The organism is Georgenia sp. H159, from assembly GCF_035607575.1.
Classification (GTDB): Bacteria; Actinomycetota; Actinomycetes; order Actinomycetales; family Actinomycetaceae; genus Oceanitalea.
The window spans coordinates 181061-194306 of record NZ_JAYDZY010000003.1 but is presented as its reverse complement, the minus strand read 5'-3'; the positions used below and the strand labels follow the sequence as shown (position 1 = coordinate 194306).

The 13246-nt window shown below is 72.7% G+C and carries 12 protein-coding genes; 3 read left to right on the top strand and 9 right to left on the bottom strand.

The window, feature by feature from the left end; genetic code table 11:
- Positions 1–29 precede the first annotated feature (29 nt).
- The 5 genes from VR894_RS05430 to serS form a co-directional block, all read right to left on the bottom strand.
- Positions 30–980: a carbohydrate ABC transporter permease gene (locus VR894_RS05430; protein ID WP_324650328.1), complete on the bottom strand. Its 951-nt coding sequence runs from the start codon at positions 978–980 to the stop codon at positions 30–32.
- Entirely contained in the window at positions 977–1972 is a 996-nt protein-coding gene (locus VR894_RS05425) for a carbohydrate ABC transporter permease (protein WP_416380819.1), read from the bottom strand. Before VR894_RS05425 ends, VR894_RS05430 begins: the two co-directional genes overlap by 4 nt.
- 65 nt (positions 1973–2037) lie before the next feature.
- Positions 2038–3426 (bottom strand): ABC transporter substrate-binding protein, encoded by a 1389-nt coding sequence (locus tag VR894_RS05420; protein ID WP_324650327.1) that lies wholly within the window; start codon positions 3424–3426, stop codon positions 2038–2040.
- Between the two features lie 114 nt (positions 3427–3540).
- Entirely contained in the window at positions 3541–4395 is an 855-nt protein-coding gene (locus tag VR894_RS05415; RefSeq protein WP_324650326.1) for an HAD family hydrolase, read from the bottom strand.
- Positions 4392–5657, bottom strand: a complete 1266-nt coding sequence (serS, locus tag VR894_RS05410; protein ID WP_324650325.1) for a serine--tRNA ligase — start codon at positions 5655–5657, stop codon at positions 4392–4394. Before serS ends, VR894_RS05415 begins: the two co-directional genes overlap by 4 nt.
- Before the next feature lie 190 nt (positions 5658–5847).
- Between serS and VR894_RS05405 the strand changes: the two genes are divergently transcribed.
- Positions 5848–6420 carry a 1-acyl-sn-glycerol-3-phosphate acyltransferase gene (locus VR894_RS05405; protein WP_324650324.1) on the top strand — a complete coding sequence of 191 codons (573 nt, stop codon included), beginning with the start codon at positions 5848–5850 and terminating at the stop codon, positions 6418–6420.
- Positions 6421–6468: 48 nt separating this feature from the next.
- Complete coding sequence (locus VR894_RS05400; protein WP_324650323.1) at positions 6469–7671, top strand: diacylglycerol/lipid kinase family protein; 1203 nt, start codon at positions 6469–6471, stop codon at positions 7669–7671.
- A 1-nt stretch (position 7672) separates the two neighbouring features.
- Here the strand turns inward: VR894_RS05400 and pheA are convergent, their stop codons facing one another.
- Positions 7673–8626, bottom strand: a complete 954-nt coding sequence (gene pheA, locus VR894_RS05395) for a prephenate dehydratase (RefSeq protein WP_324650322.1) — start codon at positions 8624–8626, stop codon at positions 7673–7675.
- Positions 8627–8717: 91 nt separating this feature from the next.
- Between pheA and VR894_RS05390 the strand changes: the two genes are divergently transcribed.
- A complete protein-coding gene (locus VR894_RS05390) occupies positions 8718–11069 on the top strand; it encodes a hypothetical protein (protein WP_324650321.1) in 2352 nt (783 codons plus the stop codon).
- Here the strand turns inward: VR894_RS05390 and VR894_RS05385 are convergent.
- The 3 genes from VR894_RS05385 to VR894_RS05375 are packed head-to-tail and all read right to left on the bottom strand — an operon-like array spanning position 11045 to position 13138.
- Positions 11045–11839 carry a glycosyltransferase family 2 protein gene (locus VR894_RS05385; protein WP_324650320.1) on the bottom strand — a complete coding sequence of 265 codons (795 nt, stop codon included), beginning with the start codon at positions 11837–11839 and terminating at the stop codon, positions 11045–11047. The two genes, VR894_RS05390 and VR894_RS05385, sit on opposite strands and share 25 nt — an antisense overlap.
- Positions 11840–11898: 59 nt before the next feature.
- Complete coding sequence (locus VR894_RS05380) at positions 11899–12765, bottom strand: DUF5926 family protein (protein ID WP_324650319.1); 867 nt, start codon at positions 12763–12765, stop codon at positions 11899–11901.
- A gap of 22 nt (positions 12766–12787) precedes the next feature.
- Positions 12788–13138 carry a rhodanese-like domain-containing protein gene (locus VR894_RS05375; RefSeq protein ID WP_324650318.1) on the bottom strand — a complete coding sequence of 117 codons (351 nt, stop codon included), beginning with the start codon at positions 13136–13138 and terminating at the stop codon, positions 12788–12790.
- Positions 13139–13246 lie beyond the last annotated feature (108 nt).

Below are 13246 nucleotides of genomic sequence, written 5' to 3'. Positions count from 1 at the left end.
CCCAGGGGGCCCGGGCGGCGCACCGGCGGTCAGCCCTTGACCGAGCCCGCGAGGAGCCCGCGGACGAAGTACTTCTGCAGGGAGAGGAACACGACGATCGGCACGATTATCGAGACGAAGGCGCCCGCCGTCAGCAGGTGCCAGTCCTGGCCGCGGGAGCCGGCCATCTCGGCCAACCGGGCGGTGAGCGGCTGGACCGCGTTGTTCCCGCCCGTGAACGTCAGACCCACGAGCAGGTCGTTCCACACCCACAGGAACTGGAAGATCGCGAAGGACGCGATCGCCGGCACCAGCAGCGGGAGCATGACGCGGAGGAAGACGGTCGTGTGCCCGGCGCCGTCCACCCGGGCCGCCTCGATGAGCTCGCGAGGGATCTCCGACATGAAGTTGTGCAGGAGGAACGTCGCGAGCGGCATGGCGAAGCAGGCGTGGGCGAACCACACGGCGAGGTACGGGAAGGCCTCGCCGATGGCCGAGCCGGAGAAGATCCGCAGCAGCGGGATGAGCGCCATCTGCAGCGGCACGATCTGCAGGGCGAAGACGGCGATGAACACCGTGTCCCTCCCCCGCCACTGCAGCACCGAGAACGCGTAGGCCGCCATCGTCGCGACCACGAGCGGGATGACCGTCGCGGGCACGGTGATGACCACCGAGTTGACGAAGAAGTTCGACAGCGCGCCGGAGGAGGCCCGCCCGAACAGCACCTCCTGGTAGTTCTCCATCGTGAACGTCGGGTTGGTGAAGAACGTCCACCACCCGGAGGTGCGGATGTCCGACTCCGGCCGGACGGAGCTGAGGAGCATGCCGATGATGGGCACGGTCCACAGGAGGGCGATGACGATCGCGACGACGGAGCCGACCCGCGACGTGAGCATCGCCTTCGCCCGGCTCGACGACGAGCGTCGCGGAGCGATCGGGTCGGGCAGCGACCGCGCACGGCCGGGCTCGGCGATCGCCGGGTTGGCAGGTGTGACGCTCATGCTCCCCGTACCTCCCGGTTCTTGATCATCTGTCGCACGTTGAACACGACGATGGGGATGACGAGGATGAAGATGACGACGGCGAGCGCCGATCCGGTCCCCGCGTTGCCGAAGGTGAAGGACTGGTCGTACATCATGTTCGCCAGCACCTGGGTGTCGAACCGCGCACCGGTCATGGTCCGCGGGATGTCGAAGATCTTCAGCGTGGCGATCGTGATCGTCGTGACGACGACGACGAGGGTGGGCCGCACGCTCGGCACCGTGATGCTCCGGAACATCTGCCAGGCGCTGACGCCGTCGAGGCGGGCGGCCTCGACGATGTCCGCCGGGATGGCCTTGATCGCCGCCGACAGCAGCACCATGGCGAAACCGGCCTGGATCCAGATCATCACGGCGATGAGGAAGAAGGTGTTCCACGGCGAGTCCTGGAGGAACCGCAGCGGCTCGAAGCCCAGGCCCACGAGGATCGCGTTGAGCAGGCCGATCTGCTCCTGCGCGGCGCCGCGGTACTCGTAGACGAACTTCCAGATGATGCCGGCCCCGACGAAGGAGATGGCCATCGGCATGAAGAGCAGCGTCTTGGCGACCTTCTCGAAACGTGACTGGTCGATGATGATCGCGTAGAGCAGGCCGACACCGGTGGCGACGGTGGGCACGAGCACCACCCACCAGAAGGTGTTGATGAAGGCCTGCAGCGAGTCCGGGTTGGAGAAGACCCAGTCGTAGTTGGCGAAGCCGACCCACGTCTGGCTGGTGCGGTCCATGAACGACATCAGCGTCGTCCGGATCGCGGGGTAGATGAGGCCGACACCGAGAAGGGCCAGTGCCGGGCCGCCGAAGAACAGCACCATCCACCACGTCCGCGTGCGGCCGGCCACCCGGTCGGCGAGGCGGGCGAGGCCGAGGATCACTGCGATGACGACGAGGAAGACCACGACGGCCAGGATCATCTGGCCGAACTTGGAGTAGAGGAAGAAGTCCACGGTTATCAGCTCCCGTCAACGAGACCCGGGCGGGGACCCGGCAGTGCCGCGCCCCCGCCCGTGAGTCGTGGTCGTCAGCTCGCCGGCCAGGCGGCCTCGATGCCGTCGAGCACCGACTGGGTGTCGCTGCCGTTGATCCAGTCGACCATCCCGGTCCAGAACGCACCGGCGCCCACCTCGGAGGGCATGAGGTCCGAGCCGTCGAAGCGGACCACGGTCCCCTCCTGCTGGAACAGCTCGATGGCCTGGCGCAGCACGTCGGACGTCGCGAGCTCGGGGTCCACACCGAGGTTCGCCGACGTCACGCCGCCGATCTCGACGCGGGTGTTGGCCCAGTCCGCGGAGGACATGAACGTCTGGACGGCCTGGGTGGCCTCCCGGTCGTTGAACGCCGCGACGAACTCGCCACCGACGAGCAGCGGGACCTCACCGGCCGCCTCGCCCGGCAGCGGGAAGGCGAAGACGTCACCCTCGGGGCTGACGTCGGTCCCCTCGGGCCACTGCGCCTCGTAGAAGGAGGCCTGGCGGTGCAGGAAGCAGTTGCCCTCGAGGATCGGCAGGCCACCGTCGTTGAAGGACGTCGTCGCGATCGAGCGGGAGTCGCCGATGCCACCGTTGACGTAGTCGTCGTTCTTGAGGATCGCGCCGACGGCCTCGACGGCCTCGGCGATCTGCGGGTCGTTGAAGGGGATCTCGTGCGCGACCCACTGGTCGTAGACGTCGCCGCCGCCGGTCCGCAGGACGAGGTCCTCGATCCAGTCGGTGGCGGGCCAGCCGGTGGCGCCGCCGGACTCGATGCCGGCGCACCAGGGCTTGACCGTGTCGGAGCCGTGGTCCGCGGCGATCTGCTCGGTGAGGGCCATGAGGTCCTCCCACGTCTCGGGGATCTCGTAGCCGCTCTCCTCGAACAGCGACGGGGAGTACCAGACGAAGGACTTCACCGAGGAGAGCATCGGGGCGGCGTAGAACTCGCCGTCGACGGTGCCGTAGGCCTTCCAGTCCTCGGTCCAGCCCTCGTCGACGTTCGCCTCGACGGCGTCGGGTGCGGGCAGGACGTGTCCGTCGCGCACCATGCGCTCGAGCAGGCCGGGCTGCGGGATCGCCGCGAGGTCCGGAGCGTTGCCGCCCTCGGCCTGGACGACGAGCTGCTGCTCGAACTCACCGGAGCCGTTGTGGGTGACCTCGATGCCGGTGCACTCGGTGAACTCCTCGAAGGAGTCCTGCATCTGGTCGGCCTCGACCTCCCTGATCGAGGTGAAGAGGGTGACGCTCTCACCCTCGAAGGTGCCGTACTCCTCGAAGTCGGCGCAGTCGGTCTCGCTCGTGGCGTCGTCGCCACCACCGCCGCCCCCGCCGCCCCCGCCGCCGAGGTCGTCAGCGCCGCCACAGGCGGCCAGGACAAGAGCCAGGGCCGCGGCACCCGCCGCGAGCGTCCCGGCCCGTCGCTGCTTACGAATCCTCATCGATCTCCTCCACACCGTCGTCGGTAACGCGCACACCATGTGTCCGCCTCACCAATCAAGCGGTTGTTGGCGGTTTCTGCAAGGATTTCAGGCGCAACTGCGGTAACGATCTGGTCACGTGCGAAGGAGCGCCTGGAGGACCGGGACGACACCGTCCTCGTGGACGGACCCGGTGACGAGGTCCGCGGCGGCCCGGGTGACGTCGTCCGCGCCTCCCATGGCGACGCCCAGGCCTGCCCACCGGAGCATCTCGACGTCGTTGCGTCCGTCCCCCACCGCGACGGTGGCGCCCGCGGCGACACCGGTGCGCTCGCGCAGCATGTCCAGGGCGCTCGCCTTGGACACGCCGTCGGGCGCCAGGTCGAGCCAGGCGGTCCAGCCGACGGCGTAGGAGACCCCGTGCAGGCCCACCCGCTCGACGAGCGCGTGGAAGTCCTCGGCCGACAGGTGCGGTGCGCGCATCGTCACGCGACTCGCCGGCGCAGCGCACAGCTCCTCGAAGTCGACCACCGTCACCTCCCCGCTCAGCTCGCCGAGCGGGAAGGGGCTGCTCACCTTGAACCCGCGGCCGAGGTCCTCGACGGCGAACAGGCCGTCGGGCAGCTCCTCGCGCAGCAGCCGCAGCGCCGGCTCGGGGTCGAAGGTGACGACGTCGCTGATCTCGTAGCCGCCGTCGAGGTCGGGATCCAGCCGCAGGCACACGGCCCCGTTGGAGCAGACGGCCCAGCCGTGCCTGAGCCCGAGCTCCTCGAGGATCGGCACGACGGCGGACACCGACCGTCCGGTGGAGAGCACCACCCGCGCACCCGAGTCCCGCAGCGCACCGACGATCTCGCGCACCGCCGTCGTCATCCGCTGCTCGTGGTCGATGAGGGTGCCGTCGATGTCCAGGGCCACGAGCAGGTCCGGGCCCGCCGGCGGGAACGCGGCCGGCAGGTGCTCGCGGACGGAGTCGGCGGTGAGGGTCATCGGCCGTCCACCGGGGAGAGGACCTCCAGCCCTCCGAGGTAGGGACGCAGCCCCTCCGGGACGCGCACCGAGCCGTCCGGGAGCTGGTGGTTCTCCAGGATCGCGACCAGCCAGCGTGTCGTCGCGAGCGTGCCGTTGAGGGTGGCGACCGGCTCGTTGCCGGCCGACCCGCGGTGCCTGACGCCGAGGCGCCGGGCCTGGAACGTCGTGCAGTTCGAGGTCGACGTCACCTCCATGTAGCGCTGCTGGCTGGGCAGCCACGCCTCGCAGTCGAACTTGCGCGCCGCCGGCGCACCGAGGTCACCCGCGGCGACGTCGATGACGCGGTAGGGCAGCTCGACCTTCGCGAGCATCTCCTCCTCCCAGGCGAGCAGCCGCTCGTGCTCGTCCTGCGCGTCGTCCTGGGTGGTGTAGCTGAACATCTCCACCTTGTTGAACTGGTGGACGCGGATGATGCCGCGGGTGTCCTTGCCGTAGGAGCCGGCCTCCCGGCGGTAGCAGGTCGACCAGCCCGCGTAGCGCAGCGGCCCGTCCGACAGGTCGAGGATCTCGTCGGCGTGGTAGCCGGCGAGCGCCACCTCCGAGGTCCCGGTGAGGTACAGGTCGTCGGTGGGCAGGTGGTAGACCTCGTCGGCGTGGGCCCCGAGGAACCCGGTGCCGGCCATGACGCCGGGGGTGACGAGCGTCGGGGTGATCATCGGCGTGAAGCCGGCCGCGAGCGCCTGGTCCATCGCCGCGTTGAGCAGCGCGAGCTCGAGCCGGGCGCCGACGCCGGTGAGGAAGTAGAAGCGAGCCCCGGAGACCTTCGCGCCGCGCTTGACGTCGATGGCGGCGAGCCCCTCGCCGAGCTCGAGGTGGTCGCGCACCCGCTCGAGCTCACGGCGCTCCCCCTCGGTGCGCAGCACGACGAAGTCCTCCTCGCCGCCCGGCGGGACGCCGTCGATGACGACGTTGGACAGCTGACGCACGACGGCCTCGGCCTCCTCGGCGGCAGCGGCGGCGTCCCGCTCGGCCGCCTTCACCCGCTCGGCGAGCTCCTTCGCGCGGGCCAGCACGGCCGGCCGCTCGTCGGCTGCGGCCTTGCCGACGGACCGGCTGACCTCCTTCTGCTCCGAGCGGAGCTGCTCGAAGGCCGTGAGCGCGGACCGCCGACGCTCGTCGGCCACGAGCGCGCGGTCCACGAGCCCCGGGTCCTCGTTCCGGGCACGCTGGCTGGCACGGACGGCGTCGGGGTCCTCGCGCATGGCTCTGAGATCGATCACGCGTCCGAGCCTATCCGGGCCGGGGCCCCGCCTCATGTGAGCGGCACCGGTGCCCGTGCCCGGGCCACACCCCGTCGGAACCAGCCTCCACGTCCGGCCCCCACCGCGCACGGCCCCGCCCGCGGCGTGTCGTGCGCGTGTCGCCGACGTCGTGACGAGTTCCGCCCTCCGGCTGGCTAGTCTCTGGCGGATGAGGATTCGCCGTGCCCTCGCCCGGGCCTACTGGCGGGTGAGCCGCTGGTCGCCCGACCCGACACCACCGCCGCCCGGCAGCGGGATTCTCCTGGGGGTGCCGCACACGTCGAACTGGGACTTCGTCCTCATGCTCGCGCTGTCCTGGAACTGGGGTGTCAACGTCCGCTGGCTGGGGAAGAACAGCCTGTTCAAGGCGCCGTTCGGCCCGCTCATGCGGGCGCTCGGCGGCATCCCGGTGCACCGGGACAACCCGGCCGGTCTGGTCGACGAGCTCGTCAACCAGGTGCGCACGAGCGGGCCCAGCTACCTCGTCATCACCCCGGAGGGCAGCCGCTCGGCGCGGGAGTACTGGAAGTCGGGCTTCTACCGGATCGCCCGCGAGACCGGCATGACCGTCACCCTGGGCTACGTCGACCGGCGCGTCATGACCGCCGGCCTGGGCCCCACCCTGTCGATGACCGGTGACGTCAGGGCCGACTTGGACACGATCCGCGCCTTCTACGCCGGCAAGGTCGGCGTGCGGGGCGGCCCTGAGAGGATCCCGCGGCTCCACGCCGAGGACGCGTAGCCGGCGCCGCGTGCGCAGGTCGGGTGACCAGCCAGTACGGTTCGGGACGTGAGTTGGGAACAGTGGGTCGCCGTCATCGCGCTCGTCGTCGCCGTCGCCGGCCTGGTGCTGGGCCTGGTGGTGTGGCGCGCGCTCAAGCGGCGCACCCCGTCCTTCTCCCACGACGACCCCCCGACCGCGCGGGGTGACGGGCCCGTCGGCCCGCCCGCCGTCGTCTTCAACCCCTCCAAGGGCACCGACGGTGCTCGCCTGCGCAGCCTCGTGGCCGAGGTCGCCGCGGACTCCGGGCTTCCTGAGCCGCTGTGGCTGGAGACGACGGTCGAGGACCCCGGTGTCGGCCAGGTCCGCACCGCTCTGGAGCAGGGTGCGTCGGTGGTCATCGCGGCCGGCGGCGACGGGACCGTCCGGGCGGTCGCGGAGGGCCTCGCGGGCACCGAGGTCCCGATGGGCGTGCTGGCGCTCGGCACCGGCAACCTGCTGGCCCGCAACCTCGACCTCCCCCTCACCGGCTACCGCGACATGGTCACCACCGCCCTCACCGGCCGGGACCGGCCCATGGACCTCGGGTGGCTCCGGATCGACCGGCCACGGGCCGAGGAGGAGCCGCAGGACGACGTCTACCGCGAGGCCGCCGGCCGCAGAGAGGTGGCCCCCACCCCGGCCGAGGACAGCCAGGCGCCGGACGTCACGTCCGGTGAGGTGCCCGGCGCCGAGCTGGACGCCGAGCACGTCTTCCTCGTCATCGGCGGCATGGGGTTCGACGCGGAGATGGTCGGCGGCGCCGACGACGACCTCAAGGCCCGCATCGGGTGGATCGCCTACTTCGTCGGCGGGGCCAAGCACCTGCTGGGCCCCAAGATGAACGCCACCCTGGAGCTCGGCGAGTCCCGGGAGAGCTCCTCGTTCAACGCCCGCACGGTGCTCATCGCCAACTGCGGGCGGCTGCCCGGCGGGGTGGTCCTGTTCCCCGACGCCCAGCTCGACGACGGGTGGCTCGACGTCGCCGCCATCGACACCCGCGGCGGGATCATCGGCTGGGCCGACCTCCTGCGCAAGGTCGTGCTCCAGGGGCTCGGCGTGCGCCGCGACCCGCTGCCCTACAGCACCGGCAGCATCGAGTTCCGCCGCGCCCACACGCTGACGATCCGCACCGACGAGCCGCAGCACGTCCAGGTGGACGGCGACCTCCTCGGTGAGGCGTCCGTCGTGCACGCCCGCGTCCAGCACGGCGGGCTCGTCGTGCGGACCTGAGTCACACCCGCCCGGTGCGCAGCCCCTCCACCCAGGCGCGCGCGGCGACGAAGTCGGCGTCGTGGGTGCCGGGAGCCAGGTGCGGGGCGACGCGGTCCCACCGCGGGTAGGAGCCGAGGAACCGCACGAGCGGGCACACCCGGTGCAGGCCGATGAGCGTCGCCGCGACCCGTTCCTCCGCCACGTGCCCCTCGAGGTCCATCGAGAAGGAGTACCGGCCCAGGGAGTCCCCGATCGGCCGGGACTCGATGCGGGAGAGGTTGACCCCGCGGACAGCGAACTGGTCGAGCATGTGGAGCAGCGCACCGGCCTCGTTGTCGGGCAGGTGGACCATGAGCGTCGTCTTGTCCGCGCCCGTCGGCTCGGGCACCGCCCCGGGCCGCGCGACGACGACGAAGCGGGTGACCGCGTGGGGGTTGTCGGCCACCCCCTCGGCGAGCGTCTCCAGCCCGTAGCGCTCCGCCGACAGCGCCGAGCAGAGCGCGGCCTCGAAGCCGGCTCCCTCCCGGCCGCGCTCGGACAGGATCGCGGCACCAGCGGCGGTCGAGGTCGCCGGGACGTGGGCGACGCCGTCGAGCTCCCGCGCCACCCAGCCACGGCACTGTGCCCACGCGTGCGGGTGGGTCGCAATGGTCCTGACGTCCTCGCGTCGGGTGCCCGGCACGACCGCGAGCACGAACGCGACCGGCACGACGACCTCCCCGACGATGACGAGCGGCTCGGCGGAGGTGGCGAGCGTGTCCATGGTGACGTTGACCCCGCCCTCGACGGAGTTCTCCATCGGGACGACGGCGAAGTCGACCAGCCCGTCACGCAGCGCGTCGATCGCGCCGACGACGTCGGCCGCGGGCTCGGCGTGCACCTGCTCCGTCCCGACGAACGCCCGCAGCGCGGCCTCGGTGAAGGTCCCCTCGGGACCGAGGTAGGCGTAGCGGGCGGCAGGCTGGTCCGGCATCGGGTCTCTCCTCGTCGTGAGTGCGCGCGTGCGCACCGACCGAGCCTAGGCCAGATACGCCCGGCTCAGCCGCGCCACGTAGGCTGCCCGGGTGAGGCGTCGACGGAACACCGTGACCCGGGTCGGGTTCATCCTGCTGGCCGTCGCCCTCGTCGCCGCCCTCGTCCTCCCGCTCGCCGGCACCGCCTTCGGTGCCACCGAGGACGACGACGCCACCGCGGCCCGCGCCACGGGACCCGTCGTCCTGCTCGGGACGGGCGGGCTGCGCTGGGAGGACCTCTCCGCGGTCGCCACGCCGTCCCTGTGGGCGCTGGCCGAGGATGCCGGCGTGGCCAACATGGTCGTGCGCTCGGTCCGCTCCAGCACGTGCCCCGCGGACGGCTGGCTCGCCGTCTCCGCCGGGCGCCGTGCCGCGGACGTGCCCGCGGGCGGGTGCCGGCTCCTGGAGGACCCCGACGACGGCGCCGTGCCCGGCTGGTCCGACTACCTCAGCGCCGCGGCCGACGCCTCCTACGACGCCCGCCCGGGCACCCTGGGGGAGCTGCTCGCCGGAGCCGGTGTCCCCGCCCTCGCCGTCGGCCCCGGCGGCGCGATCGCCCTGTCCGACCCGTCCGGCGAGGTCGTCGGGGACTACGTGCCCCGGCCGGACGACCCCGAGCGGCTGGCGGAGGCGGTCCGGGAGCACGTCGGCGAGGCCCGGCTCGCCGTCGTCGACCTCGGCGTCGTCAGGGAGCGTGGCCACCCCCTGCTCCCGGCGAGCGACCCGCGCTTCGCCGGTCCCGAGGGCGACGAGCCGGTCAAGGGCACCACGGGGTGGCCCCTCCCGGGCCTCGACCGCACCGAGCAGGTCGCCGCCGTCGAGGCCCGGGCGGCCGCCGTGCTCGGCGCCCTGCCCGAGGGCTCGACGGTGCTGCTCGCGTCGCTCGCCGACTCGGGCCCCACCCCGGTCATGCAGGTGATGGCGGTGGACGCCGGTCGGGCCGGCATGCTCGAGAGCCGCTCCACCCGCCAGCCCGGAATGGTGCAGGCGACCGATGTCCTTCCGACGCTCCTCGACCACCTGCGGCTCGACGCGCCCACCGGCCTGGCCGGCGCCCCGATGACCACCGTGCCCGCCGGGAGCTCCGGCGCCGGCCGCATCGCCATGCTCATCGACGAGAACCGCCACGCCATGGCCGTGCGGCCGCTCACCGCGCCGTTCTTCTCCGGGCTCGTCCTCGTCAACCTCGGCCTCTACGCGATCGTCACGCTCGGGCTCAACCGGCGCCTGCTCGACCGTGCCGCGCGCTGGCTCGCCCGGCGCCGGTCCAGCGGCTGGACGGGTCTCGCCCGCGCCGCCCGTGCCATCGACCCCGACGCCGCGCTGCGGGTGCTGCGGGGTGTCGCGGTCACCGTCGCGGCACTACCCGTGGCGAGCTACCTCGCCAACCTGCTGCCCTGGTGGCGAACCGGGTCACCCGGTCTCGTCGTCTACACGGCCACCGTGGCCATCGCGGCGCTCGTCGCGGGCCTCGCCCTCGCCCGGCCCTGGCGGCGCCAGCTGCTCGCACCGGTCGGGGTGGTTGCCGGGCTCACGGCGCTCGTCCTGGCGGTCGACGTCGTCACCGGGGCCCGGCTCCAGCTGGCGGCGCTCATGGGCGTCCAGCCGCAGGTCGGCGGGCGGTTCTACGGCATCAACAACTCCTCCTTCGCGCTGTTCGCGGCCAGCACCCTGCTCGCCGCCAGCTGCCTCGTCGAGCCGCTCGTGCGCCGGGGACGACGACGGGTGGCGGCGCTCGTCGTCGGGCTCGTCGGCGTGGTCGTCACCGTCCTCAACGGGGCGCCCGGCATCGGCGCGGACTTCGGTGGCCCGCCGGCGCTGCTGCCGGCCTTCATCATCCTCGCGCTGCTCGCGCTAGGGGTCCGGATGACCTGGCGGCGCGTCGTCGTCGTCCTCGGGGCCGCCGCGGTCGTCGCGCTGTCCTTCTCGGTCATCGACTGGCTGCGTCCCCCGGCGGAGCGCAGCCACCTGGGGCGGTTCGTCGAGACCGTCCTCGACGGCGGCCTCGTCGACGTCGTGCTGCGCAAGCTCGGCCAGAACCTGGCGAACCTGTTCGGCTCGACCCTCACCTTCCTCGCCGTCGGCGGCATCGCGCTCGTCGTCCTCGTCCTCACGCAGCCGCTGCGGCGTGCCGCGCGCTCCGGTGACCACGCCGCGTACGGCTGGCTCGCCGACGGCTCCTCGCTACGCGGTCTGGACGCGGACGCGCGGATGCTGCGTCCGGCTCTGGTCGCCGTCGCGATCGCGCTCGGCATCGGCTTCGCCGTCAACGACTCCGGGATCGTCATCCCGGCGATCGGCATCGCCCTCACCGTGCCGCTGCTCATCGGCGTCATCGCCGGGTGGCTGCTGCGGCTGCGGACCGAGCGGCCCGTGCCTCAGCCGGAGGCGGTCGCCCGGTAGGGAGCGCCCGGCGCCTGCTGCGCCGGCCGGTCCCCGAGCTCCCGCAGGCTCACCCGCACGCCGCGTGCCCGGCGGACCGCCGCGGCGAGCGCCACGTCGCGGTACTGGGCCGCCCGGTGGAGCTGCCCGGAGAGGTCGTTCCTGCTCGGCCGGTGGCTGAGGTCGCAGGGCACCTCGACGAGCGTGAAGCCCTTGACGAGGAGGTCGATCGTCATGCCGGTCTCCACGCCCCAGCCGTTCGCGAGGGGCACCGCCGCCTCGAAGGCCTCCCTGGTGAGGCAGCGCTGCCCGGACAGCGGCTGGGTGGGCAACCATCCTGTCGCCCGCGCGATCGCGCTCCTCGCTCGGCCGACGACGATTCCGCGGCCGCCCGCGCCGGGCTGGGGCGGCAGCGCCGCGATGGCGCAGTCGGCGCGCCCGGACAGGACGGCGTCGACCAGTGGGGCGACGCCGACGGCGGTCTCGCCGAGGTCGGCGTCGAGGAAGAGCAGCAGGCGGGCCGGGCCGCCGGTGACGTCACGCATCGCGACGACGGACGCGCCGGTCTCCATCGCCGAGGCCTTGCCGCGGTTGACGGAGTGGCGCACGACGACGGCGCCCGCTGCACGCGCGATGTGCTGCGTGTCGTCGCTCGACCCGTCGTCGACGACGACGACGAGGTCGACGTGCGGGATGGCGCGGGCAGCCCTGACCGTCGCCGCGATCCGCGCGCTCTCGTCCTTGGCGGGGATGACAACGGCGACCCGCTGGTTCCTCGGGCGCCGGTTCACGCTCCGAGCCTAGCCATGGTCAGGGTTCTCTCGCAGGTCCACGGTGGGGGTGGCGGCGATCAGCGCAGGGTGACCTGGCGGGAGACGATGCCGGCGCGTGCCCGGCGGGCGTCGGCGTCCAGCGGGCCCTCCTCGGCAAGCGCGGCCTGGAGCCGCTCCTCGAAACGCGTGCAGGGCCCGGTCAGCTCGTCCGCCTCGGTCCCGGGCACCAGCTCCCAGACGGGAACGAGGATCCCGCTCGTGCGGAACGCCCCGACGAAGCGTGCACCGTCCTCGAGCTCGGACTCACGGCGCGAGTGCAGGCGCGCGATGGCGTCCAGGACGTCCTCCTGGGGCTCGGGCCGTGCCCAGCGCAGGAACTCGCGGCCCATGCGGCACCAGTAGGCGGAGTCCACGCCGTCGACCTTGACCGTCGGCACGATGCCCTCGCTCGACTGCTCGACGGCGGCGGCGACGTCGGCCTCCTTGTCCTGGTCGGGCGCGAGCCAGAAGCCGAAGTCGTCGTGGACGACCGGCTCGAACGGCACGGACAGGTCCAGCACGTCCTGCAGGCGCGGGCCGGGCTCGAGGATGCCGAGGTTGAGCACCGGCATGCCGGGCTCCGCCTCGAGGGCGAGGAGCAGAGCGGCGGCGACGTCGCGGCTGGCGTCACCGGACTTCGCGGCGGTCTGCAGCCCGACGAGGACCGTGCCGTCGTCGCGGTGCAGGGCCGGCCACAGGTCCGGCAGCATCGTGGCGACGACGACCTCGCGGCCGCCGTACTCCTCGGTCGTGCGGACCGTCGCGGTGGCGGCGGGGACGACCTCGCGCATCGCGACCCAGTCCGTCTCCCCCGGCAGCCCCTCGAAGGGGCGCTCGACGAAGGGAACCTCCACCCGCTTGGGACGCGGGGCCTCGGACTGACGCTTGCGGCTCTTCTTACCCATGGTCCGCAAGCCTATCGGTGACTCAGAGGAGCGTCGGCTCCCGGCCGCCGTCGGCCGTCATCGGCAGGCCCGCGGCGGTCCAGTCGCGCATGCCGCCGTCGAGGTTGCGGGCGGTGAACCCGGTGTGGTTGAGCCAGGCCGACGCGCGCTTGGACCGGCCGCCGGAGCGGCACACGACGAGCAGGTCCTCCTCGGGCAGCTCGTCGAGCCGGTCGGGCAGCTCGCCGAGCGGGATGTGCGTGGCGCCGGCGATGTGCCCGGCGTCCCACTCGTCCTGCTCGCGCACGTCCAGCACGGCGTGGCCGGGCGGGACCGGGCTGGTCTGGTCGAGGTCACGGACCGTGAGGTCCTCAGGCTGGTCGACGTCCTCCATGTCTCCACCGTAACCGCCACCCCCTTCGCGCCGACAGCGGAGTTGTTGCGCGCCCGGTCGGGCGGAATCGGACAATCGGCGGAAACAATCCCGCTGTCGGCGCCGGGG

Bases quoted from the DNA above. Each gene is read 5' to 3' on its own strand.
- VR894_RS05405 (WP_324650324.1), top strand. From the start codon at position 5,848: ATGAGGATTCGCCGTGCCCTCGCCCGGGCCTACTGGCGGGTGAGCCGC.
- pheA (WP_324650322.1), bottom strand. From the start codon at position 8,626: ATGCCGGACCAGCCTGCCGCCCGCTACGCCTACCTCGGTCCCGAGGGG.
- VR894_RS05375 (WP_324650318.1), bottom strand. From the start codon at position 13,138: ATGGAGGACGTCGACCAGCCTGAGGACCTCACGGTCCGTGACCTCGAC.
- VR894_RS05420 (WP_324650327.1), bottom strand. From the start codon at position 3,426: ATGAGGATTCGTAAGCAGCGACGGGCCGGGACGCTCGCGGCGGGTGCC.
- VR894_RS05415 (WP_324650326.1), bottom strand. From the start codon at position 4,395: ATGACCCTCACCGCCGACTCCGTCCGCGAGCACCTGCCGGCCGCGTTC.
- VR894_RS05430 (WP_324650328.1), bottom strand. From the start codon at position 980: ATGAGCGTCACACCTGCCAACCCGGCGATCGCCGAGCCCGGCCGTGCG.
- VR894_RS05380 (WP_324650319.1), bottom strand. From the start codon at position 12,765: ATGGGTAAGAAGAGCCGCAAGCGTCAGTCCGAGGCCCCGCGTCCCAAG.